At 31.4% G+C, this 25,291-nt stretch carries 22 protein-coding genes and 1 pseudogene; 8 read left to right on the top strand and 15 right to left on the bottom strand.

Features of this window, described 5'->3' with window-relative positions:
• The 6 genes and pseudogenes from CAAU_RS09635 to sfsA form a co-directional block, all read right to left on the bottom strand.
• A partial coding sequence (locus CAAU_RS09635) for an RNA-guided endonuclease TnpB family protein (RefSeq protein WP_040306461.1) occupies positions 1-713 on the bottom strand: 713 nt, incomplete at its 3' end.
• Positions 714-856: 143 nt separating this feature from the next.
• Positions 857-1,012, bottom strand: a complete 156-nt coding sequence (locus CAAU_RS14350) for a nucleoside-triphosphatase (protein WP_008909249.1) — start codon at positions 1,010-1,012, stop codon at positions 857-859.
• A gap of 90 nt (positions 1,013-1,102) precedes the next feature.
• Positions 1,103-4,020: pseudogene (locus tag CAAU_RS09640) on the bottom strand (insulinase family protein).
• Positions 4,021-4,023: 3 nt separating this feature from the next.
• Complete coding sequence (locus CAAU_RS09645; RefSeq protein WP_008909252.1) at positions 4,024-5,313, bottom strand: Na+/H+ antiporter NhaC family protein; 1,290 nt, start codon at positions 5,311-5,313, stop codon at positions 4,024-4,026.
• Positions 5,314-5,327: 14 nt separating this feature from the next.
• Complete coding sequence (locus CAAU_RS09650) at positions 5,328-5,753, bottom strand: hypothetical protein (RefSeq protein ID WP_008909253.1); 426 nt, start codon at positions 5,751-5,753, stop codon at positions 5,328-5,330.
• 61 nt (positions 5,754-5,814) lie between these two features.
• Positions 5,815-6,501, bottom strand: coding sequence for a DNA/RNA nuclease SfsA (gene sfsA, locus CAAU_RS09655; RefSeq protein WP_008909254.1), 687 nt, complete (start codon positions 6,499-6,501; stop codon positions 5,815-5,817).
• A 136-nt stretch (positions 6,502-6,637) separates the two neighbouring features.
• On the opposite strand from sfsA, the gene CAAU_RS09660 reads away from it, so the two are divergent.
• The 3 genes from CAAU_RS09660 to CAAU_RS09670 are packed head-to-tail and all read left to right on the top strand — an operon-like array spanning position 6,638 to position 10,197.
• Positions 6,638-7,336: an ABC transporter ATP-binding protein gene (locus CAAU_RS09660; protein WP_008909255.1), complete on the top strand. Its 699-nt coding sequence runs from the start codon at positions 6,638-6,640 to the stop codon at positions 7,334-7,336.
• Complete coding sequence (locus CAAU_RS09665) at positions 7,336-9,561, top strand: ABC transporter permease (RefSeq protein ID WP_008909256.1); 2,226 nt, start codon at positions 7,336-7,338, stop codon at positions 9,559-9,561. Before CAAU_RS09660 ends, CAAU_RS09665 begins: the two co-directional genes overlap by 1 nt.
• Positions 9,562-9,567: 6 nt before the next feature.
• Positions 9,568-10,197: a TetR/AcrR family transcriptional regulator gene (locus CAAU_RS09670; protein ID WP_008909257.1), complete on the top strand. Its 630-nt coding sequence runs from the start codon at positions 9,568-9,570 to the stop codon at positions 10,195-10,197.
• Positions 10,198-10,226: 29 nt separating this feature from the next.
• Here the strand turns inward: CAAU_RS09670 and CAAU_RS09675 are convergent, their stop codons facing one another.
• Positions 10,227-10,583, bottom strand: coding sequence for a NifB/NifX family molybdenum-iron cluster-binding protein (locus tag CAAU_RS09675; protein WP_008909258.1), 357 nt, complete (start codon positions 10,581-10,583; stop codon positions 10,227-10,229).
• 161 nt (positions 10,584-10,744) lie between these two features.
• Here CAAU_RS09675 and CAAU_RS09680 point away from each other — a divergent pair, with 161 nt between their 5' ends.
• Both CAAU_RS09680 and CAAU_RS09685 read left to right on the top strand, forming a co-directional pair.
• Positions 10,745-11,698 (top strand): SLAC1 anion channel family protein, encoded by a 954-nt coding sequence (locus tag CAAU_RS09680; RefSeq protein ID WP_008909259.1) that lies wholly within the window; start codon positions 10,745-10,747, stop codon positions 11,696-11,698.
• Positions 11,699-12,098: 400 nt separating this feature from the next.
• A complete protein-coding gene (locus tag CAAU_RS09685; protein ID WP_008909260.1) occupies positions 12,099-13,136 on the top strand; it encodes a GerMN domain-containing protein in 1,038 nt (345 codons plus the stop codon).
• A gap of 19 nt (positions 13,137-13,155) precedes the next feature.
• Here CAAU_RS09685 and CAAU_RS09690 read toward each other — a convergent pair whose 3' ends face one another.
• The gene (locus CAAU_RS09690; RefSeq protein ID WP_008909261.1) at positions 13,156-14,274 is read right to left on the bottom strand and encodes a DUF362 domain-containing protein; all 1,119 of its coding nucleotides are present in this window, start codon (positions 14,272-14,274) and stop codon (positions 13,156-13,158) included.
• Positions 14,275-14,522: 248 nt separating this feature from the next.
• Here CAAU_RS09690 and CAAU_RS09695 point away from each other — a divergent pair, with 248 nt between their 5' ends.
• Complete coding sequence (locus CAAU_RS09695) at positions 14,523-15,866, top strand: amino acid permease (RefSeq protein ID WP_008909262.1); 1,344 nt, start codon at positions 14,523-14,525, stop codon at positions 15,864-15,866.
• 165 nt (positions 15,867-16,031) lie between these two features.
• Here CAAU_RS09695 and CAAU_RS09700 read toward each other — a convergent pair whose 3' ends face one another.
• From CAAU_RS09700 to CAAU_RS09715, 4 genes are all read right to left on the bottom strand, one after another.
• Positions 16,032-16,541, bottom strand: a complete 510-nt coding sequence (locus tag CAAU_RS09700; protein WP_008909263.1) for a ferritin — start codon at positions 16,539-16,541, stop codon at positions 16,032-16,034.
• A 137-nt stretch (positions 16,542-16,678) separates the two neighbouring features.
• Positions 16,679-18,106, bottom strand: coding sequence for a carbon starvation CstA family protein (locus tag CAAU_RS09705; protein ID WP_008909264.1), 1,428 nt, complete (start codon positions 18,104-18,106; stop codon positions 16,679-16,681).
• Positions 18,107-18,228: 122 nt separating this feature from the next.
• Complete coding sequence (locus tag CAAU_RS09710) at positions 18,229-18,993, bottom strand: LytR/AlgR family response regulator transcription factor (protein WP_008909265.1); 765 nt, start codon at positions 18,991-18,993, stop codon at positions 18,229-18,231.
• On the bottom strand, positions 18,965-20,617 hold the full coding sequence (locus CAAU_RS09715) for a LytS/YhcK type 5TM receptor domain-containing protein (protein WP_008909266.1): 1,653 nt from the start codon (positions 20,615-20,617) through the stop codon (positions 18,965-18,967). The genes CAAU_RS09710 and CAAU_RS09715 overlap by 29 nt, the downstream gene beginning before the upstream one ends.
• A gap of 148 nt (positions 20,618-20,765) precedes the next feature.
• Here CAAU_RS09715 and CAAU_RS14665 point away from each other — a divergent pair, with 148 nt between their 5' ends.
• Both CAAU_RS14665 and mgtE read left to right on the top strand, forming a co-directional pair.
• Positions 20,766-20,927 carry a hypothetical protein gene (locus tag CAAU_RS14665; RefSeq protein ID WP_156792075.1) on the top strand — a complete coding sequence of 54 codons (162 nt, stop codon included), beginning with the start codon at positions 20,766-20,768 and terminating at the stop codon, positions 20,925-20,927.
• On the top strand, positions 20,878-22,212 hold the full coding sequence (mgtE, locus tag CAAU_RS09720) for a magnesium transporter (RefSeq protein ID WP_008909267.1): 1,335 nt from the start codon (positions 20,878-20,880) through the stop codon (positions 22,210-22,212). Before CAAU_RS14665 ends, mgtE begins: the two co-directional genes overlap by 50 nt.
• A gap of 29 nt (positions 22,213-22,241) precedes the next feature.
• Here the strand turns inward: mgtE and CAAU_RS09725 are convergent, their stop codons facing one another.
• The 3 genes from CAAU_RS09725 to CAAU_RS09735 form a co-directional block, all read right to left on the bottom strand.
• Positions 22,242-23,876 (bottom strand): carbon starvation CstA family protein, encoded by a 1,635-nt coding sequence (locus CAAU_RS09725; RefSeq protein WP_008909268.1) that lies wholly within the window; start codon positions 23,874-23,876, stop codon positions 22,242-22,244.
• An 18-nt stretch (positions 23,877-23,894) separates the two neighbouring features.
• Positions 23,895-24,392 carry a DUF8052 family protein gene (locus tag CAAU_RS09730; protein ID WP_008909269.1) on the bottom strand — a complete coding sequence of 166 codons (498 nt, stop codon included), beginning with the start codon at positions 24,390-24,392 and terminating at the stop codon, positions 23,895-23,897.
• 284 nt (positions 24,393-24,676) lie between these two features.
• On the bottom strand, positions 24,677-25,291 hold a 615-nt coding region (locus tag CAAU_RS09735), incomplete at its 5' end, for a transposase (RefSeq protein ID WP_040306465.1).

A 25,291-nucleotide genomic window follows, 5' to 3' on the forward strand; every position in this document is an offset into this window, starting at 1 on the left:
TTTGATATCTTTTCGTGTAGTTTTGCAAGTTTTTGTCTTGTCCTTTCATAGTTTTTACTTTGCTTTTGCTTTCTTGATAATGATTTTTGTATAATTTTAATTCTTTTTTCTGTTTTTCTTAACCATTTTGGATTTTCTACCTTTGTTCCATCAGATAAAATAGCAAATTCTTTAATTCCTAAATCTATACCTACTTTTTTATCTATTTTCGGTAATTCTTTAATTTCTTCTTCTACAAGTATAGAAGCATAATATTTGCCTGTTGGCGTTTTTGATATAGTTACGGATTTAATTCTTCCTTCAAATTGTCTGTGTTGTTTTATTTTTATTTTTGTCTTTAACTTTGGAACTTTTAGATAACTACCTTCAAGTGTTACTGTCCCATTTTGATTATTTGTAGTATAAGACTGGTAACCTTTCTTTTTCTTGAACTTTGGAAAGGCTGTTTTTTTATCTCTAAAGAAATTTTTATATGCTTTTTCTAAATTAAGTTGTGCGTTGGAAAGTGCAAGACTATCTACTTCTTTTAGAAAAGAATATTCTTTTTTATATTGTGCAGGTGTATTGTTTAGCATTTCTCCTGTTTTTTTATAGTATTCTATTTTGTCATGTAGCATTTTGTTGTATATAAATCTTACACAACCAAATACTTTAGCAAAATATTCTTCTTGTTCTTTTGTTGGATATATCCTGTATTTATAAGCCTTTAGCAAAGTTACACCTCCTTCCTGTAATACTGATTATATCATAAAAAAGAATTTATCAATCAACATTCATCACCCACTTATAGAAGTGGGCGACTTCTGTTACTCTTTAGTTAAATTACCTCCTATTTCATCTACTATTTTTTTCTTGTTTATTGCTGCATTATCATATCAAACTTAATTCCATCTTCACATGGAATCTTTTTTTCATAATATCCTCCTATAGAACAATCAAGAAGGTTTAAAATTTTAAATAGAAGCGTGCTTTTACCTATTCCCTTCTCCCCTGTCAAAAAAATATTCTTCATCCCCATCCCCCATTTAACTTTTATACTTATATATTTCTACAAAAATTATCAAATTCCTTCAAAAAATAATAAGGTCTGCTTTTGCAGACCTTATTCAAATACCTTAACAAGCTTATTAAATATATCTTGATTATCTTTAATCCTATTTTCATTCCCTAAAACGCATATATATTCTTGTTTTATTACATCTTCGATAACATTTTTTAAGGATTTTATGCCTTCTAATTTAGCATCTAATACTTCTTCTCTTTCTTTTTGAATGTCCTCTTGGGTTATTCCCCTCATATAATTTTCATCAGATATTCTGCCTTTAAGGAAAGGATTTAATGGGAAATCTAGCTTGCTCATTGTTCCTATGATATATTTCGTCATTTCCCTATCGTCTATTTCTAAGCCTTCTATAAATTTTACGGTATCATCATAAGCTTTAATCGTTTCTTTTAAATTAGGATCCCTATAGGAAGCAAAGGTCAATGTTCCATTTCTTTCGATATTCATAAAACATCCATAGGCTCCACCTTGAACTCTTACTTTATTCCACAAATAGTCAAGGCTTATAATTGTCCTTAATACCTGCATTGTTCCATTATATTCATATCCAAGCTTTCTATAATTATATCCCTTTGCTACGAATTGGACATTTGCCTGTGTCAATAAGCCTTCATTATCTTTGCTTAATTCTACATCAAGGTTTGTCTTTTCTAATTTATCCTTCTTAAGATCCTTTAAAATATATACTATGTTGTCTTCGTAAAGCTTAGCATCCCTCTCTTCACAGGTTAAGCTGAGTAATAAATTATTTATGTTAAATATCCTGTCCTTAACCTTATAGAGCTTATCAACTAAATCATCATATAAGTTGTCAAAATTCTTTTCTAAATTTGCGATAAACTTATAAAACTCTAATCCATTCATAGTTTCATTGATTTTTGCTGCCTTTGAAAAATAGGAAGTAAGCCTTTTAGATGCAACGCTATGGCCCTTCTCTATAATAACCATTTCAAGTCTTGATTTTGTCTGTTGAATTATTTCTTTAATCTTTTTCTTGTCATCGAATTTAGTTCTATTAATTACTTCTCCAATAAGCTCCAACATTCGTGGTAATTTATCCATCAGTGCCTTTGACTCAATTACGAATATTGGCTTAAATTCGTCAATATTATTTATTTTTTCTATTATTTGTGGATAATACTTAATTCCACCAATATTAATATCTATTTCCTTTGCAAGTTCTTCATATGAATAGTTTTCTGTTGAAAGCTTGCCAAGTAGTGTTGAAAGAAGGGAAGCATAAGGCATAAGCTCAATCTCAACTTTATCCATATCAAAGTAAAAATTAGTATAGGCAATTTTATTTGTAAATACCGGATGGAAAAGCAATTTACAGCCTTGAACCTCTTTTTCAACAAGGGGCAATACATCAGCCTCACGTTTTATATCGCTAATAGAAAGTAATGGAATTGTCTCAAGGGCTTCCCTTGGATCCGGAGTTTCCTGCCTTTTAAGAAGATTTTTGGTGTTTTCTATTATCCTTTCAAGCTCTTCATCTGTCATAGACTCCTTTATTTTTTGTAGCCTTTCTTTAAGGGCATTTTCCTTTTCCTTTAGCATGCCCTTCTTTGGTTTTAATATTAAAACCGAAGCATGCTTATTATTTAATAAATACTTTTCTATTAATTCCTCAAAATACCTTCCCTTTGCTCCATCTTTAATGTTTTGAAGAGGAGCATCATATTCTAAATATGCTGTTGGATGGGCATCATATAGCCAACTATTCATAAGTTTAATTCCATATAAAAGTCCTTTAGGTGCATATTCGTGTTCCGCTTCCCTCATTTGAAATTCTATTTTATTTATGGAAGCTTCTATGAGTTTTTTGTCAAGTCCATCTTTAACAAGCTTGTTAAGGGTTTCAAAAACTACCTCTTTAAATTTTCCTTTTTATCTATCTCTGAACCCTTAACAATAATGCTAAACATCGGCTGTAGAATGCTTCCTTCAAAGCTACCAAATACATCCTTACCTAACCCTGCATCTACGAGTGCCTTTTTTAGTGGTGATGCAAATGTTCCAAGAAGAATGTGCTCTAGTATCTCTAAAGCCAATGTCTCCTCAACGTTTCTTGCATCGCCGGTCACAAAGTTTAAACTTAAAAATGTTTTCTCTTTTGTGTCTTCATCATCAGCGATAGGATACTCCATTTCGATTTCTTTAATATCTTCAAAGGGCGGTTGAAAATCTATTTCTGAATATATTTCTGTCTTTTCAAAATCCTTTAAATACTCGTCTATAAATTGAAGTTCCTTTTCAATATTGCCGTTTCCATATAAATAGATATAACTGTTTGAAGGATGATAAAATTTTTTATGAAATTCAATAAATTCTTCATATGTTAACTCTGGTATATGGTCTGGGTCTCCTCCAGATTCGTAGCCATATGTTGTATCTGGAAAAAGAGTTTCACTTATCTTTCTAAAGAGGATTGATTCTGGGGAAGAAAAAGCTCCCTTCATTTCGTTATAAACTACTCCCCTTAAGGTTAGCTCATCTTTTTTATCAAAAAGCTCATAGTGCCATCCTTCCTGCATAAGTATCTCAGGAATTTTATATATGTTAGGATAGAAAACAGCATCAAGATAAACATCCATAAGATTAAAGAAATCCTTCTCATTTTTGCTTGCAACAGGATACATTGTTTTATCAGGATATGTCATAGCGTTTAAAAAGGTCTGCAGGGAACCTTTAATAAGCTCAACAAAGGGTTCCTTTACCGGAAATTTTCTTGAACCGCACAAAACAGAATGTTCAATAATATGAGGAACTCCTGTGCTATCGCTAGGTGGAGTTCTAAAAGAAATCGAAAACACTTTATTATCATCATCGTTATGAATTTTTAAAAGTCTTGCACCACTTTTTTCATGTTCAAATATGTAGGCCTTTGAATTAATTTCTTTGATATCCCTTATTTCTAAAAGTCTAAATCCATGATAAACTTTATTAACCTCCATATTTTACCTCCTCTTGCTTAAAATTATATTGTATATTGGCAGGACATATAAATATACGGCATATATTATAAGTCCATTATTAACACCCATTATACTTGCCGGAACTGCTCCGGCTATGTTCCAAGGAATTAAAGGTGCAATTACTATGGCTGAATTTTCTATATCAAGAGCCAATTTATATTTGTCCTTATAAATCCCCTTAACAAATTGGACAGCAAGTATAACCGCAAGGGCTTGAGTAAAGCCTATCATAGAAGTAATAATGCTAACCATTATTGTAGAAGGAGTATTACCAATTCTTTTACTTAAACTTGCAATTCCCTCCTCCAATTTTTTTAGGATTTTTGTTTCCTCAAATATTCCGCTATAGGCAGAGGATAAAAATACAATTATGGACACCTTAAGCATTGATAAAATCCCTCCGCCTTTAATTATCTGTGCTACTAAATTATTATTGTCTATTTTAAAACCAAATATCATATATTTTAATGTTTCTACTATACTCCTATTTTGAACAAAAATATCTAAAAATATAGCTGCAATAATGCTTACAGATATCGATTTTTTCACATCCACCTTAAATAAGGATAAAATTATAATAATTATGGCAGGAAGTAATAAATATGGCGTTAATATAAACTCTTTACTAATATCCTTTACAATATTTTTATTCACCATAGATATGTTTAAATTTATTGATAAAAGTAAATATATTAAAATTGTAATAAATGTAGGAATTAATGAGTTTTTAATCATATTTTTCACATTAACATAAAGCTCTGTTTCAGTTAAATTTGCAACTAAGTTTGCACTTGAGGACATAGGCGAACATCTGTCGCCAAAAAAAGAGCCCGAAAGAATTGCTCCTGCTGCTAAATTGATGTTTATCCCTGCCCCCTTTGCAAGGATTATAAGTGCTATCCCAATTGTTCCTACCGTTCCAAAGGCACTTCCTATTAAATATGATGTGATGCTGCAAATTATAAATGTGTAAACTAAGAAAAATTTAGGATTCATGAATTTAATCCCAAGATAAACAATATAAGGAACAACTCCCGAGGATAGCCATACCCCCATTACTGCTCCTATTAAAATAAAAATTTTTATAACTACCGTTGATTTTTTTCCACCTTTAAATATCATTTTTAAAATTTCATTAAAAGAAAATCCGAGCTTATAAGAATAAAAAGAAAAAAGTAAAAGACCTATGATTAAAGGATAAATTATTGATATATTTAGAAGCATCGAAATAAAGATAAATATAAAAAGCAGCAAAAATATAAAGTAAACCATTTTATCCCCCTTAGTTAAACATCTATTCCTGTTCTTATTCCTACAAAGAAAAATTCTGTATGCCTGCAGTCTTCGCAAACATAAACGTTAAAAACTATAGCTTCTTCATAATCAATAATCGTTGATATAAAATCTCTATATTCCTTTTGTGTATCAAATCTGTATTCCTTTAAAAATTTCATCTTCCCACCACATCTTAAACATTTTAAATTTTCATAGTCAACTTTTGCTGGATCCTTTTCATCCGTCAAAGTTAAATTTTCTTCATTCCACCATAAATACCTTGCTTCTTCGTTTAAAATTATGTCCTCGAATCTAACATGATATGGATAATAACTTTTAGGATCTATCTTATCGATGTATCCTATTCTATTTATGAATATTTTATCTATCCCCTCCCCGACAGAAAGGATCTTAACTTTATCTCCCACTTTAAACATAAAACCCCCCCTTCCATTTAAAATTATTATAAACCAATAAATTCCATATCTCAACATTGTTTTAGAGCTCAACCGTTATCTTATCTATTACATTTATTTCATCTAATTCTATACTACATCTATATGCTATAACTTCAACACCCTTTTCCTTTGCTTTTTTTAAAGTTAATGCAAACTTTTCATCCATCTCCTTATATGGCGTAAAAAGATTTACACAATCCATAAAGGCAACAAAAATAATTTTAGCCTTATAGCCTAATTCAACCGCCTTTATAAGCTCCTCAATATGCCTTCTTCCTCTATCGGTTGGAGCATCTGGAAATTTTGCAATGCCATTTTCCTCAAAGGTAGCACATTTAACTTCAATAAATGTCTTTTCATTTCCATCTATAAAAAAATCAAATTTACTATTATAAAAACTAACCTCCCTTTTTAAAACTCCCTTTTCTAATTTAACTACATTCTCCTTAATGGCACTTTCTAGCACCCTGTTTGCCATAGCAGAATTTATACAAACTAACCCTTTATTCTTTTCAACAAACATCAATGTCCACTCGGTTTTCCTGTTTTTATTGTTGCTTCTTACCAAAAACACTTTGGCATTTGGAAGTAAAAGTTCCCTTAATCTGCCTGTGTTTGGCACATGGCAAAGTATTTCTTTTTCTTCTATTTCAACTATGGCTTCAAACCTATTTAGCCTTTTTATAAATCTTCCCTCTATCTTTTCTCCTGGTATTTTATATCCCATCCTTATGCCTCCTAAACTATTTTTCTAAAGAATAACAGCCACCTTTTAAAATGTCAAGTTAAGGTATTGATTATTTACAAAAAAAGGTATATAATATAATTGACCATATGGTCAATTATATTAAAGGGGTGATTTAATGTTTATTCAACTTCACAATGTAAACAAAGAATTTACAAGTGGCAAAAATGTAGTCTTTTCCCTCAGAAACATTTCTTTTAATGTAAACAAAGGACAAATAATTACAATTCTTGGTCCATCAGGTTCAGGAAAATCAACACTCTTAAATCTAATCGGAGGAATTGATAGGGTTGATAGCGGAGATATTTTAATTGGGGATATGAATATTTCTAAGCTAAGTGATAAGGACCTAACTCTTTATAGAAGAAACAAGATAGGTTTTGTTTTTCAATTTTATAATCTCATTCCCAACCTTAATGTTTACGAAAACGTAGAGGTAGCTGCAAATATAAGCAAAAACCCCCTTAGCCTTGAAAAAGTATTAGATTCGGTCGGTATGCTAGATAAAAAAGATAAATTTCCTCAGGAATTAAGCGGTGGAGAGCAACAAAGGGTTTCAATTGCAAGAGCCCTTGCTAAAAATCCCGAAATACTTCTATGCGATGAGCCCACCGGTGCCCTTGACTTTAAAACAGCAAAAGAAATATTAATGCTCCTTGAAAAAATAAACAAGGAATATAATACTACTATATTCATCGTAACCCACAATACTGCAATAATTGGAATGGCAGATAGAATTATTAGATTAAGAAGTGGAGAAATTGTAGAAGACAAGATTAATTCAGCAAAAATTTCTGCTGAAGGAGTTGAGTGGTAATGGTTTTAAATAAAAGAATTTTTAGGGTTCTGTTAAAGCAAAAGGCTATTTATATAGGCTCTATAGTGCTTGTTATGTTAAGTTCTTTGCTTTATTCTAATTTAAATATTGCTATGAAAAACGTTGAGAAAAACAAGGATTTATTTTTAGAAAAAACTAAGGTTGAAGATGCAAAGGCAATACTGCAAAGGCCTATCGATAATATAAAGAAGCTTGAGGACAAATTTAATATTTCCATAGAGGCAAGACGTCAGTTTGATGCTAATATAAGTGAAAATACTACCATAAGAGTATTTGAAAAAACAAGCAAAGTAAATATTCCATATATAGTAGAAGGCAATGATATTAAAAGCATGAACGAAATACTCCTTGAGCCTAACTTTGCAAAAACCAACGGATATAATTTAGGTGATAAGATTAATATTTTGGATAAAGAGTTTACAATAGTTGGATTCTTTTCAATGCCAGATTATATATATCCTTTAAAATCCGAAGGAGATATTATGATCAATTATAAGATATTTGGAACTGCTATAATATCAGATAAGGCGATGAATGAAATGCCTATTAAAGGAACTGTCTACTATCTTTTAAAATCTCACTCTGGTAGTTTAGAAGAAATCAAAGAATACCTTGGAGAGAATCATTTCATAATATTCTGGCAGGAAATTAACGACAACCCAAGATTCTCCTTTGTAAATGCAAAGCTTATGGGCTCAGCAAAGATGGCAATTGCTCTTCCATCTATGATTCTCCTTTTAACCTCCCTGCTGGTTGCCGTTGTCCTTTGGCGAATGATAAAAACCGAATTTACTCAGATTGGAACTTTATATGCTTTAGGATATTCTAAAAAGGAAATAGGATTGCACTATTTGTCCTTTGTTAATATAATCGCTTTAACTGGAGGAATAATTGGAACAATATTTGGACTATTCTTGGTTAAGCCTTTAGCTGAATATTTTACTTTTTATTTCAATATTCCTCTTATTGATAATTCCTTTGATTATAAGTATATCCTAGGCAGTTTATTAATCCCCTATATTTTTATAATTCCAACTATGCTGATAGTCTTATTTAAAGCATTAAGATATTCGCCTGTAAAATTGATGAGAGGAAAAACTGAGAATTCTAAAGTTGGTTTTATTGAAAAAAGTCTAAACTTAAAAAAGCTGAGATTTCCTGCAAAATTTAAAATTAGAGAAATCACAAAGAGCATTCCAAGGCTCTTTGTCCTAATCTTTGGAATTACACTTTCCTCAATGTTCCTTCTTTTAGGTTTCTTATATAGAAATTCTATAGACTATCTTTTAAATCAAAGTTTAAATGATGTCTTTAAATACGAGTATAATTATGTTTTAAAGTCCTATGAGACTAGTAATATCTATGGTGGTGAAGAATACAATTTTTCTGTTTTTAAGGTTAATGGAAAGGTAGAAAGTTTTGTTGTATTTGGAATAAAACCAAATTCACAATTTATAAATCTCATCGATAAAAATAGTAAGCCTATTTCAGAGGATAATGTAATAATAACTAAGCCTCTTGCCAAAACATTAAAGGTAAAAGAGGGGGATACTATAGTAATCACAAATAAATATAATAACGATAATTATACTATAAAAATAGATAAAATTGCTGAAATCTATACAGGAAACAATATTTATATGCCGCTTTATAAACTAAACAATCTATTAGGATTTGATTCAAACAGCTTTATTGGAATTTTTTCAAAGGAAAAATTAAACATTCCTGAGGAAAAAATATTAAAATTTGAAACCAAAAATGATATTAAAGAGGCTTTTAAAGCTATAATAAATCCTCTTAAAGTTTCATTAGGACTTGTATCTTTTATTGCATTTTTTATAGCTCTTATTGTAATATATGTAGTAACAGGACTTTCGATTGAAGAAAATAAAACCAATATATCGATGTTTAAAATATTAGGTTATACTCACAGAGAAATAAACGATTTAATTTTAAATACCTTCACTATTCCTATTATAATAGGTTTCGTTCTTTCCATCCCATTGTTAATAAAGTCAATGGATACATTGTTAAACAGCTTGGCTCAAAACATTGACTTTACTTTTCCATTAAAGCTAAACACTGTTTCAATAATTTTAGGATTTTTAATTCTTTATATTACCTTTGAAGTCTCAAAATATTTCTCAAAGAAAAATATATTCAAAATTCCTATGTCGGAAGCACTTAAAACACAAAGGGAGTAGATCAACTTGTTAAAGGCGTTTGAAAAACTTTCAGAAGAAAAAAGAAGCAAAATAATTAAAGCAGCCCTTGAGGAGTTTGCAAACAATGGATATGAAAAGGCATCTACAAATAGAATAGTTGAAAAGGCTGAAATTTCAAAGGGCCTTCTGTTTCACTATTTTAAAAATAAAAAGAGATTATATTTATATCTCATTGATTATGTAATCCCAGTAATTTTCGATGAATTTTTTAAAACTGCAGATATGAATATAGGTGATTTCTTTGAGAGATTAAAAAATTGGCAGGTTGCTAAGCTTAATATATTTGAAAAGCTATCCTTAGAGAGCAAATTTTTAATAAGAGCCTTTTCAGATATTCCCGAGGAAGTAAAAGAAGAAGTCTTAAAAAGATATCAAAATTATGCTCAAGAAGGATTTAAACTTTTATTTTCTAATATCGATTATTCAAAATTTAGAGATGGTATAGATAAAAACAAAGCAGTAGAAACAATAGTTTGGACCTTAGAAAATTACGGCAATAAATATATGAAGGAGAATATGGATAATGAAGGAAATATAGTAATAGATACAGAAAGAATATTAAAGGATATAGATGAATATTTAGAAATATTAAAATATGGATGTATAAGGGGCTAACATTAGCCCCTTTATTTTAGCCCCTTTAATTAATGATGTCCGTGATGATGTCCACCGGCATGGATACATCCATCTTCTTTTAAGTTTAGTTTACCTTCAATGTAATCTTTAATTATCTCATCTGGAGTTCCCTCTGCACCTGTCAATACTTTTATTCCTTGGGCCTTCAAACCATTAAAGGCACCCTCACCCATGCAGCCTGAAATTACAAGCTCTACTTCATTTTCCTTTAAAAATCCTCCAATTAAAGCGTGTCCATGTCCTGGTGATTTTTTTATCTCCCTCGCTTTTATTTCCCTTCCTTCAACTTCGTAAATATAAAAACTTTCGCTTTGGCCAAAATGTTGTGAAACTTCGTTGCCAATTACAGCAATAGCAATTTTCATACGATCACCTCTTTTATTTTGGGTATATGTTTAATTTAATTATATTTTAATACTTTTATTATTTCAATAATCTTAAACAAAATATTTGACATATACCCATAATTTTAATATAATTTATTTTGAACATATGCCTATAATAATAATTCAAGGAGGGTAAATATATGACAACTTCACGTTTAAAACATTTTCCAATATCATTTTTTTCAATTATTATGGGTCTTTCAGGATTTATAATAGCAATGCAAAAATTTGAAATAATTTATAAAACTTTTAAACTGAGCCACCCATTAGGTTATATTGATTTAACTTTATTTCTTATAATATTATTAACATATGTATTAAAATTTATTAAATATAATGATGAAGTTAAAGGAGACTTCAACCATCCAATAAGAATGGCATTTGTTCCAACTATATCTATAAGTATGCTTTTGCTTTCTATTGCCTTTTTAGAAATCGATGCATCTATTTCAAAAACTTTATTTTTTATTGGTGCTCCACTGCATCTATTTTTCTCTTTAAACACAATAACTAAATGGGTCCAGCACACAAATTTTCAAATTCAACATTTTAATCCTGCTTGGTTTATCCCAATATTAGGTAATTTATTAGTTCCAATAGCAGGGACAAAATTTATTTCAAAGGAAATTTTATGGTTCTTTTTTAGTATAGGGATTGCTTTTTATCTTCCCTTTTTAACGATGCTTTTGTATAGAATAATTTTCCATAACAATCTACCGGAAAAACTAATGCCAACGCTATTTATCCTTATTGCTCCACCTTCAGTTGGATTGATAGCATATTTTAAACTAACTGAAGGTATAGATAACTTTGCTAGGATCTTGTATTATTTTGCATTATTTACTTTGTTATTAGTTTTCTCTCAATATAAAATGTTTACAAAAATAAAATTCTATCTATCATGGTGGGCATACATTTTTCCACTTTCAGCCTTTTCAGTTGCAACCTTTGTAATGCTAAATAATACAAAGCTTATATTTTTCAAAACATTGTTTACAGCTATTTTCCTTCTGATAATTCTCTTAGTAGTAATAATATCCTACAAAACAATTTACGCAATATCAAAAAAGCAAATATGTATAGAGGAAGAATGAGCCTTTAACTCATTCTTTCAGATTGTAGACAAACTCTCATTGGTGTTTAAACTTTGCAAGAGCCCCGTGAATGGATTTCAAAAAGGCATCTCTCATGAGCTCTAGCAATTCTTGCTTTTCGACTTTTCAAAAGTCCGTAATTCTGCACACGGACGTGCAGAGCCGAGTGGCCGACACGGATGTCGGCTCACGAGGGTAGGACTTTTGAAAACAAAGAAAAGCTTAGAATTGCTTAGCGAAATGAGCGAATGCCAGGGAAATCCTTTACGGGGCTTATCAAAAAACAACTTTTTCAACAGTCTGGAAGAATAAGCTTTTAACTGATTCTTTTTTTGTAGACTTTTAAGCTAATTAGTGTAATAATATAATTAAGGTTCCATTTTAGAAGGGAGTAGTTCGTATGAAAAAAATATTTGTCATATTCTTAATATCAATCTTTTTTATATCCTGTGCTCAAAAGTTGCCAAATACAAATCAAAATAATGAACCATCTAAAAAATACACTGTTAAAGATTATTTCCCCTTTGTTGCTGATAGAAGAATGAAATACCAAGGTATAGGCAATGAATATGCCGAAAAAGATGTTTATGTGGATTTTATAAAGGACAATCGTATTCAGCTTAGAGTTATAAACCCTGGAACAACTCTAGCTCAAGTTTATGAAATCAAAGATGGAGAACTTAGGTTTATAAGATCTCAAGAGGAATTCTATTATAGGGACAATATAATAGATTCTCAAAACTCAAATTATGAAATTCTTTTAAAAGAACCAATTGAAGTTGGAACAACCTGGACAACAAGGGAAGGAAATAAAAGGTATATTTCTGATTTAGAAAAGGAAATAGTAACCCCTTATGGTTCCTTTAAGGCTTTGGAGGTTACGACAGAAGGTAAGGATTATAAAACCTATGACTATTATGTTATAAATGTCGGCCATGTAAAAAGTGTTTTTGACTTTAACGGAAATAAAATAGAAACTACCATTGAAAAAATAGAACAAGATATTCCCGTTGTTCAAACCGTAAAATTTTACTACCCTGATTTTGAAAATGATAGAATAGCTTTTGTAAAACAAAAATTAGAATTCAAAACAAATGATACTGTAATTCAAAAGTTTGAATCTTTTCTTAAAACTCCTCCAAAGGAAGGGTTAACTAAGATACTCGGTCCTAATTCAAAAATAAATAGCTTATATTTAATACCAAATGAAAATAAAGTTTATATCGATTTATCAAAGGAATTTGTAAGCGATATGAATGCAGGTTCCTCCCTTGAGGCTATGATAATTCAAAGTCTTGTGAATACCCTTGGTGATTATTATAACGTTGATAAAGTATATATTTCTTTAGACGGAAGACCTTATGAATCAGGTCATATTGCAATCAGCAAGGATGAATATTTTAAGGTGGATTATAACAATGCAATTGAATTAAAATAAGCTGCCATTTGGCAGCTTTTCATACTTTAATAAGCTCATATTCAAGACTTCCAAGTCCAATTTCTTCTCCGTGCTTTAACGTAGCTCTCCAATCTGTTTTGTGGTAAAGGCTTGTAAATTTATCAAATTCCCCATCTACATGAACATGCTCAACTGATTCGAGGGCACATCCATGAAGCATTGGTGCATTATTTACCATATCAGCACACGCCTTATCAAGTGCAACTGGGTCAAAGGATGCAGCTATTCCTAAATTAGGAATAATCGGCATATCATTGTTTGACCAACAATCGCAATTTGGTGAAACGTCCATAATAAAATTAATATGGAAATGGGGTTTATCCTTTAATACTGCATATGTATATTCAGCTATCTTTTCACTTGCAACAACTGCTGCTTCATCCCATTTAACCTGCGCAGCATTAAATTGACATACAGCAACGCATTGCCCACATCCTACACATTTTTCGTAATCAATTACAGCTTTTTTATTTTCATTTAAAGTAATTGCATCATGGGCACAGCTTCTTACACACATTCCACAACCAACGCAGTTTTTAAGCTTTATTACAGGCTTAGATGAGGAATGCATAAATAGCTTTCCGCCTCTTGAACCAGAACCCATTCCAATGTTTTTTAAAGCTCCTCCAAATCCCGTCATTTCATGTCCTTTAAAATGATTCATGGAAATTATAATATCGGCATCTGCAATTGCCGAGCCTATTTTGGCTGACTTGGTATGCTTTAAATTAACCTCAATTTCTCTATACTCTGTTCCTTTTAAACCGTCAGCTATAATTATTTGGCAACCCACAGTTAATGGGTTAAATCCATTCTCATAAGCAGCATCAAGATGGTCCAATGCGTTATGTCTTCTTCCTGTATACAAGGTATTAGCATCCGTTAAAAAGGGTTTACCCCCCAGCTGCTTTATTAATTTTACTATTCTTGCGGCATAGTTAGGTCTTATATATGCTAAATTGCCCGGTTCACCAAAATGAATTTTTATGGCTACATATTTATTTTTAAAATCTATTTTTTCTATTCCAGCAGATTTTACAAGTCTTTCAAGTTTGTCGAGCATATTATAACCAGGTTTAGTTCTAAGATCCGTAAAATACACTTTTGATTTTGACATGTCAACACCTCCAAAGGAAAAAGTCTTATAAAAATAATTATAAATGATTATATTCAAACTTCAAATAGAATATTTTATAATATTTATTCATTATTTCAAATATTTTTGCACAATTCATCCAATTTTGAATATAAAAACTTTGCATATTTATAAATTTATATATTGACTTTGTCGAAAATTGTTGTATATTTATTAATATAATTTTTAAAAAACGCCCGGGCAGAAAAAAATATATCGAGGTGAAGAAAATGGAAAACAATAATACTAATCTTAAAAGAGAATTAGGTCTTGTAGCTGCGACAGCGATAGTGGTTGGAAATATGATCGGTTCTGGAATATTTATGGCTCCACAAGGTCTTGCGGCTGCCTCAAATCCAAAGGCAACTATAATAGCTTGGTTAATTACAGCTTTAGGTTCAATGCTTATTGCTCTAAGCTTTGCAAAGCTAGGAGCTAAAATGCCTCAAACTGGAGGTCCTATAGTTTACACAAGAGCGGCCTTTGGAAAATTTGCTGCCTTTTTAATTGCATGGACATATTGGGTTGGTTCTTGGGTAGGAAATGCAGCTATTATCACTGCACTTATGAATTATCTTTCATACTTTTTCCCGATTTTCAGTAATAACAGAGCTGCTGCATTTATAGCTTCCTCAGCAATTCTATGGATATTAACCTACATCAATTATAAAGGTGTCAAAGAAGCTGGAATAGTAAGTATCATAACAACAGTTCTAAAAATCGTTCCATTAATTGTTTTTGCAATAATTGCTGCTATGCATTTTAATCCTTCATATTTCTCAACAGTTTCAGCACCTGAGGTTGCTGGAATGTCAACAATCCCTGCAGCGATTGCAATTACACTTTGGTCCTTTGTCGGACTTGAATGTGCAACAATTCCAGCTGGAGAAATTAAAAACCCTGAAAGAAATATAAGGCTTAGCACAATTTACGGAACATTAATTACAGCTTTAATATACATCCTAATAAGCATCTTTGCAATAGGCGCGATGCCTCAGGTTGAACTTGCAAAGTCTAACGCTCCTTTAGCGGATATAATAAACTTTGCAACAGGTGGAACTTGGGGAGGAACCTTTATAGCTTTAGGTGCCCTTATATCAACCCTTGGTGCAACTTCAGGATGGATTCTTGTAACTGCAAGAAGCTCCTTTGCTGCTGCAGAGGATAAAATGTTCCCAAAGATTTTTGCAAAGGTTCATCCTAAATATAATACTCCCTCTGCATCACTAATTATAAGCGGTATTGCAGCAAATATTCTTCTTATAATGAACTATGTATCGAGCCTTACAGCTGCATTTAACTTTATGCTTTTACTTGCGACTTTAGCATTTTTACCTGCATATTCATTTACTGCTGCAGCTGAAATACTTCTTTTGAGAAATAAGTCCGAAAACTTTAATCTCTGGAACTTTATTAAAAGTTCATTTATAGCGCTTTTAGCTTTTGCATACTCTATTTATGCAATCTATGGAACGGGTGCAGAAGTTGTTATGTATGGCTTCATATTGATGCTTCTTGGAATACCATTCTATGTATATCAAAAAATACAAAATGGAGATATTAGTAACGAATAAAATTTCAGGAAACGGTTCATAATTTTATCAAAATACTAATAACGTTTACTTTAAGTTATTAATTCATTAAGGAAATAAATTTATAATTTTTATGAACCGTCCCTAATAAGAAAGGTGGGCATTTAGGTAAATTGCCCACCCTAAATATAGACAAAAATCTAATTTTCACGCATTAGCTGGTGGTGTAAAAACTCTTTGTGCAAGTTCTGCATCAAGCATATAAATTCCATTTGGGTCATCCTTTATCCTCTCAAGCTTTTTAATAATCTTATTAAACATAGCCTCCTCTTCTGTCTGCTCATCTACAAACCACTTCAAAAAGCTAACTGTTGCATGTTCCTTTTCTTCCATTGCTATATTCATAAGATTGTATATTCTTTCTGTAACCTTTCTTTCATGTTCAATAGCTTTTTTAAATACATCTATAATCGACTCAAAATCATTTTCTGGTGTTGGAATGCCATCCACCCTAATCCTTCCATTTTTCTCAGCTATGTATGTATAAAACTTTGATGCATGGAATCTTTCTTCCTGCTCTTGAACCTTAAAAAAGTTAGCAAAACCTTCTAAATCTTGGTCTTCAAAATATGCTGCCATAGCCACATAAATATGAGCAGAATATAACTCGAAGTTATATTGATCGTTTAGAGCGTTAAACAATCTTTCTGATACCATAAGACCACTCCTTTGTTTTTTACTTTATTTTATCACTTCTTCCCCAAAAAAGAAAGGGACGGTTCATAAACTTTATAATATTCTAAGAATCTTGTATTTGATTCTTTTACTTAAATATTTATGAACCGTCCCTTTAACTATGCTGTTTCTTCAAGTTCAATAGTTTGTGCAAATCTTTTTCCTGCTGTCATAAATATTCCAAGTAAAGCTATTGCTATTAAAATCCCTGCTATGTTTGACATTGTTGCTGGAAGTTTAAACCCTTCCTTTGCCTGTAATATATAGCTTGAGCTTACATAGGACATAAATGTTGCTGGAATAGTTGCAACCCAGTGGTTCTTATTCTTCTTCACAAGGTAAACTTCAGCTGCCCAGAGGGTAACCATTGCAAGAGTTTGGTTTGCCCAAGCAAAATATCTCCAGATTATATCAAAGTTAATAAATGTTAACGCTATACCTACTGCAAATAAAGGTGCTGCTAAAAGTAATCTTTTTGATATTTTATCTTGCTTATAATTTATCATATCAGCAATCATAAGTCTTGCGCCTCTAAAAGCAGTATCACCTGATGTTATAGGGCAAGCAATAACACCGAGCATTGCAAGAACACCGCCTAATGGTCCTAAAAGAGTCTTTGTAATTTCAAGAACCGCACCGCTTGGGCCAACTTTTCCTAAAGTTCCAGCAAGTCCCTGAACACCTCCATAGAAGGCCATACCCGCAGCTGCCCAAACCATAGCTATTATTCCTTCAGCTATCATAGCACCGTAGAATACTCTTCTTCCTTCCTTTTCATTAACCATACATCTTGCCATAAGTGGTGATTGTGTTGCATGGAAACCTGAAATAGCACCACAAGCAATTGTTATGAACATCATTGGGAAAATTGGTAAGTTCTTAGGATGCATATTAACAAATTGTATTTCAGGAATATGATAACCCTTTAATAGAATTCCTCCACCTACTCCAACTGCCATTATAACAAGGGCAATACCAAATAGTGGATAAAGCCTACCTATAATAACATCAATAGGTAAAATAGTTGCAAGGAAATAGTAAGCAAATACAACAACCACCCAAAAGGTTAATGTCATATAATCAGGAGTTATTGCTGCAAGTAGCTTTGCAGGTCCTGTAACGAATACAACACCAACAAGAACAAGTAAAACTATTGTAAATACCCTCATTATATTCTGTATTTTCTTACCTAAATAAACCCCTTGAATTTCTGATAAGCTTGCGCCGTTATGTCTTACTGAAATCATACCGGATAAATAATCATGAACAGCTCCTGCAAATATACTTCCTAATGCTATCCATAAAAACGCAACCGGTCCAAAGAGTGCCCCCTGAATTGCACCAAATATAGGTCCTAAGCCGGCAATATTTAAGAGCTGAATTAAAAAAACCTTCCATGTAGGCATTGGAACATAGTCTACTCCATCCTGCATTGTAAATGCTGGAGTTTTCCTGTTTTCATTAGCTCCAAATAGATTTTCAATAAATTTACCATAAATAAAATAACCTAAAACTAAAACTACAATACCTGCAATAAAGGATAACATAATACCCCTCCTATATTTTTTATCACCTTTATGCTATCACATATCAAATTTTTCCGACAATTATCGAGGGGTAAATTGTCAAAAATTAAACTTAAAATGCAAAATTTTCGTCCTAAAATGCATTAAATCCCTAATACCTCCTTTAAATCTTTAACCCTTAGGCGACTTACTTGAAGCTCTGTTTTTTCATCATCGTTCATAATAATTTTATAAGTTCCATTAAACCAAGGATATATCTCCTTTATTTTATTAAGATTTACTAAATAACTTTTATGAATCCTGAAAAATCCTGTCTTTTCCTCAATCTCATTTAATGTATAATTTGTAAGATATGTCTTGTCCTTTGTTTTAACAAGAGTTTTATCATTTTCTATATAACAAAAATAAATAGAATCTAAATCTAGCAGAATAATCTTTTCATTTTTTTCGCATGCTAATTTTTTAATCTTGTTTTGCCCTTCAAATTTTTCAACTAAATTTTTTATACTTTTTTCAAGTAAATTTTTGCCGGCATATTTTTCAACATAATCCCTAAGTCTAATTAATGTTTTTTCAATTCTTTTATCATTAAAGGGCTTTAATATATAATCAACAGCTCCAACTTCAAAGGCCTTTAATGCATATTCCTCATAGGCTGTTATAAAAATAAAGTAAATTTCTTTATTTAAAAGAGTTATTTCCTTTGCCAAATCCAACCCACTCATTTCCGGCATATTGATGTCCAAAAAAACAACATCTATTTTATTCTCCTTCAACCAGTTTAAAGCTGCCTTACCGTCATTAAAAATTCCTTTGATTTCTATAAAATCATATTTATTTAAAATAAATTTAAGTTCCTCAATTGCAGGCATTTCATCTTCAACTATTATGCAATTTATCCTCTGCATATACTCCCTCCTTTGGGACTTCAAAGCTTACTTTAGTTCCAGCTCCATTCTCTGAAAAAATATTTAACGTTGCTCCTTCACCATAATAAATCTTTAGTCTATCGTTTATATTTTTAAGACCTATACCTGAACTATCCTTCAAAACCTTCTTTAATCTATCCTTCTCTATTCCAATTCCTGTGTCACTAACTTCAAAAAAGACTTTATCTTTTATATCCTGAACTTTAATCTTTACTAATCCACCATCATGCTTTTTAGTTAAGCCATGCTTTATAGCATTTTCTACTAAAGGCTGCAAAATAAACTGTGGTATTAATATATCCCTTAACTTCTCATCTATTTCATATTGAATTTGTATTCTCTCCCCAAATCTTGCCTTCTCTATATTAAGATAAGATTCAATAAGTTCAAGCTCCTTGTTTAATGTAACAAACTCTTCGGATTTTAATGTCCCCCTAAAATAATTTGATAAATCTAAAATAAGATCCCTTGCCTTTATAGGATCTAATCTACAGAAGGAAGCAATTGTATTAAGAGCGTTAAACAAAAAATGAGGATGGACTTGAGCCCTTAGAGCCTTCAATTCCGAAAGTGCAGCAGTCTCAACCTTTTTGTTTAGCTTATATATTTCAATCTGAATTGCTAAAAGCTCTGCAAGTTCCCTTAAAAATTCCTTAAATCTCTTATCATGGTCATCTAAGGAGTCTACTTCTATCCCTAAAACCCCCTCTATTTCATCATTAATTATAAGAGGAATAAAGTAAAAATAAATCTCTACATGATCCTTGTTGTAAAGCATAATTATCTTTTCCACAGGTTTTTTAAAATAATCCTTAACCTGCATATTTATAGTATCAACATCTAATTCATCTCCAATATAGCATAAAACCTTTTCCTTATCTCCAATTAAAACTCCCCTAAAATTTCCATCAAATTTAATAATTTCAGCAATCTTTAAGGATGTATGTTTATTTAGACCCCTCCTTAAATAAACCGAAGCTTGTTTTGCTATATTTAAAGATTTTAAAGCATTTATGGCAGCTATTTCATTGTAATGTCTCCTGACTGTTTTAATTATATCAATAAATATTGCAACACCTAAGGCATTAATTATAATCATTGGAATGCCAATTTCCTTTTCAAGTTCTAACGCAAGATAAAAGGGTTTTGCCAACAACAATACAAGGAATATTTGAATAGTTTCTGCAACCACACCTGCCAAAAGGCCAAGGAATGGAGATAGTTCATGGCTTTTTCCTCTAAAATAGGCTCCCACAAGACCTTCAATTATTGTTGCAATCGCACAGGCAAAACCGGTAAATCCGCCAAGCAAAAGCCTATGTCCCCCCGCAATAGCACCAACAATTGCACCTACTATCGGGCCTCCTATATATCCTGCTACTATTGCCCCAATAGGCCTTATATTAGCTATAGCACCGCCTGTCACCCTAACTCCAAGATAAGTGCCTAATATTGAAAATAGGCTAAAGGAAATTATTAATGCTACCTTATCCCCTACAGTTAAATTCTTTTTAAAGAATTTTTCGAACAATGGCGAATGGGTAAAAATATATGCTGCTAAGGCAACAAGGGCCATTCTTTCAAAGAGAGTTATAAAAAGCATCCTTTTACCTCCAGATTTTTAATTTCAACTTTAATTATAACATAAATTCTTTTGAGCTTATAAAGAAAAATATTTCCTTGTCTATATTATGTAAATACTTTATAATAAATTTGTTCACAAATAGTGTAGTAGGATGGGGGTGAAGAGAATGGAAGAAGGAGGCAGTAGTAAAATAATCTTAAAAACAAACAAGAAAATATCCCAAACTAATTTTCCATTCTTAAAATTAACCCTATCATATTACATTAGGAGTGATGAAAATGAAAAACATAATAGAATTAATAAATCAAAAAAAATTCCTGGAAGCTAGAGAGGAATTGGCAAAAAAGAATGTTGTAGATATTGCTGCGTTACTTAGCGAAATAAAAGACAAAGAATTGGTCGTTAAGATATTTAGAATTCTTCCTAAGGATATTGCCGCAGATGTTTTTTCCTACATGGAACATGAACAAAAACTTTTTATTATAAATTCAATAACCGATGCTGAGGTAGCAAATATAATAAATGATCTTTATATAGATGATACAGTAGACTTCCTAGAGGAACTTCCAGCAAACATGGTCAAAAAAATATTAAAGAATACTGATGAAACTACCCGTGCAATTATTAATCAATTTCTAAATTATCCCGAACATTCAGCTGGAAGCATCATGACTATAGAATATGTAGATCTAAAAAAAGAAATGACAGTTGAAGAGGCCCTTGAACATATTAGAAAAACCGGTGTAGACAAAGAAACTATAAACACCTGTTATGTTATAGATGAAAATAGAATCTTAGAAGGAATAATATCAATTAGAAAGCTTATATTATGCGATAAAAATAGTATAATTAAAGATATTATGAAAAAAGACTTCATTTATGTAAACACTTTAGATGATCAAGAAACTGTAGCAAAGCTCTTTAAAAAGTATGACCTTATTTCTATACCAGTTACTGATAATGAAAAAAGGCTTGTAGGGATTATTACAATTGACGATATTATAGATATCATAGACCAAGAGAACACAGAGGACCTTCAAAAAATGGCTGCCATGGCTCCAAGTGAGGAAGAATATTTAAAAACAAGCACCCTACAGCTTGCCAAAAATAGAATTACTTGGCTTTTAATACTTATGATTTCTGCAACTTTTACAGGCAACATCATAAGAAAGTTTGAGGATGTTTTACAATCAGTAGTAATTCTTGCCGCCTTTATTCCTATGCTTATGGATACAGGTGGAAATGCTGGTTCCCAATCATCAACTTTAATAATCAGAGGACTGGCTCTTGGTGAGATAAAGTCTAAAGATGTGCTAAAGGTTATAAAAAAGGAATTGGGTGTAAGTTTATTAACAGGAATTGTATTAGCATTTGTAAATTTTATTAGATTACACTTTTTAGAAAAGACTAGCCTTTTAATTTCCATTACTGTTTGTATAAGCTTGTTCTTCACTGTTGTTCTTGCAAAGGTTGTAGGAGGTATTCTTCCAATAGCTGCAAAAAAAGCTAAGGTTGACCCTGCAATAATGGCAAGTCCATTAATAACAACAATAGTGGATGCCCTTGCCCTTATCATATATTTTACAACTGCAAAAGTTTTATTAAAAATATAAGGCTACCCATAACAAGGTAGCCTTATATTTTACGCCTTTATATCCTGTGATATTTTCTTATTTTTTATAACATTAATAGCTTCTAATAATAGAACAATCGCAAGTATAAACAGAACTATTGCAATTACAACCAATATATAATTTTTAGCTATAAAGTAATTTCTGGTCAGTATAATCAACGCAGAAAGCGTAACGCAGAACATAAAAATCATTGGAATAAGAGTAACTATCCTATTCTTACCTATTCTTGTTAACCATGCGGTAACAGCTAATAATGCAAGTGCTGCAAGAAGCTGATTTGCTGATCCGAAAATCGGCCATATCTTTTGATATCCATATGCTAAAATTAAAGATGCACAAACAATTGTAATTATTGTTGCAACATATTTATTAGTTAAAGCTGAATTCTTTCCTCCTACAGTTTCAAAGAATTCCTGGAATACATACCTTCCAAGTCTTGTTGCAGTATCAAGACTTGTTAACGCAAAGGCTGTAAATGCTAAAATTACAAATACCTTTCCAAATTCTAATGGAATTCCAAAGCTATTCATAAAGGTTGCAACGCCATTTGCAAATATCAATGCGGGTGTTCCTTCTGCCTTTGAAACATAAGCAATTGAAATCAAAGCAACAATTGCTAACATACCTTCAATAAGCATTGCACCGTAACCTACAAGTTTTGCATCTTCTTCTTTATCAATCTGCTTTGCCGATGTCCCTGAACTTACAAGGGAGTGGAAACCTGAAATTGCACCACAGGCAACTGTTACAAATAGTATAGGGAATAGATATTGTGCACCAGTCTTTGTTGTAACTGTAAATCCTTTAAAAGCAGCAAGTTCAAGATTAGGATGTAAAATAAATATTCCTAATAATCCTCCAAGAAGCATTGCATAAAGCATAAATGAGTTCAAATAGTCTCTTGGTTGTAATAATAGCCAAACTGGTAATACAGAGGCTAAGAAGATATAAATAAGAAGTATTACATACCACGTTGACTTAGAAAGAGCTAAGAAGGGGAACTTATATCCTATCCATATTGCAAGGAAAAGTAGTATTACTCCAACTACTGTTGAAACTGCAACGCCATAGCCTTTTCTATATACCATAAAACCAAATAAAACTGCAAGGACCATGAAAAGCATAGATGAGGTTGCAGCTGCTGGCCCTGCCTGGAAACCTTGCACCTCTGGATTGTAAGCAAAGGATGATGCTACGATATCAGTAAATGCTGCAACAATTAAAACTAACGTAAGCCAAGCAAAAAGGTTAAAAAGTATCTTTCCTTTTTTACCAACATTAGCTTCAATTATCTCACCTATCGATTTACCATCATGTCTTATAGAAGCTACTAATGAACCAAAGTCATGCACGCCACCTACAAATATACTTCCAATAACGATCCAAAGATAAACAGGAATCCATCCAAAAATCGCTGCCTGAATAGGTCCTGCGATAGGTCCTGCACCAGCAATGGAAGCAAAATGGTGACCTAAAAGAACCTTAGAGTTAGCTGGAACATAATCTACTCCATCGTATTTTGTATGGGATGGTGTTGGCCTTTTTGAGTCAATTCCCCATTGTCTAGCAAGATATCCACCGTATAATGTGTAGGCTGTTAAGAATAAAATTGCGCCTATAATAACTAGCCATACAGAATTCATAAAAACACCTCCTTATTTTTAAGGTGCTTCTTCAAGCACCTTTTTTAACGACTTGGCAGCTTTGCTAAAAATTAATTCATCGCTGGACAAGTCAACCAAAACTACTCTTACCTCACTCCAACCATGTAGATAAAATTTATATACTTTTTTATACTTAAATTTCTTTATATATTTTTTAATATCCTCTGTTGAAGCTTTGATGAGCAATATACCTGTTATGACGGTTGACATGTGATTAGGATTGGGTTTTACAAATTCCTTTTGCAATTCGACAAGGTTATTAACAAATCGTTTGACCTTATTTATATCAGCATTATGCACTATTTTTACAAATATAAATTCATTATTTTCATAACAATCTATAATATCCTTTTTTGTTAAAAAGGTTCTTATATTTTTAACATGGCTTTTGGCAAATAAATCAAATATTTCTCCATTATACCTAAACCCACTGTCAATATCAAAGTTCCTTTTTAACTTCTCATATAAAAAGCTTATAAATTTTTCTTCCTGCATATTTATTCTCCTCTTTTAATATTTACTAATATTTATTTCTATATATGATAAATATTTCCTTCTTATTAAATGTTATATTTTTTTAATTAATACAAATATTAGAGATGAGCATAATTGATTAAAAAACAAAATTATTTATGTTAAATTGTTCTAACTTTTATGAAGTGAAGCTCAATTATTTTAAATTAAACTTAAATTAACACCAAAAAAGCAAAAAAAGGGTAGACTACTCCCTTGGTAAAATTGATGTTCAAAAAATTTAATTTAATTTTAATATAATTTATTTAGGCTGTTCTTCTAAATCCCGATAGGGATTTGTATTTATCAACGCAGCCAGATTTTATGGCAGCAATTGCAACAGTTAAAAGGCAAATGTGACCGATTGTATTCAAATTAGTAACGGAGTTAATATTTCTAACATAAGCTTGTTCTGTATTGAGATTTTTCCATCTAGAATTGTATCTTTCGGATTCAGTTCTTAGACTATATATTTTTTTAAAAAATATAGAATCACGATTTATAGAGGACCTATAATCAGTGCCAATAGTTATATATTTTACACAACCTCTGTTTTTCTTACCATTAAAGTATTTTTCATGGTTACATGGGCATAGAGAGTCATCTTTAGAAGTTCTAAAAGGACAGCAAAACTTTTGCTTGATATATGAATCAAAATATTGTTTACCATCTTTATGCATTACTAAACCAGCATCACAAATGACATTACCAGTTGATGTTAAGTTCTTTTTCTTAGTGCCACGCTTATTTAAGGGGATGAAGGCATGACCTTTAAGGGTATTACGAATGAAATCATGATTTTGTTTTGAATCATAGCCTTTATCAGCAATAATGTAACTGCCTTCAAGAGAAAACCACTCATTTGTGGTAGCAAGGATTTC

Origin of the sequence: Caloramator australicus RC3 (assembly GCF_000297115.1) — a bacterium.
In the GTDB taxonomy this organism is placed as follows: Bacteria; Bacillota; Clostridia; order Clostridiales; family Caloramatoraceae; genus Caloramator; species Caloramator australicus.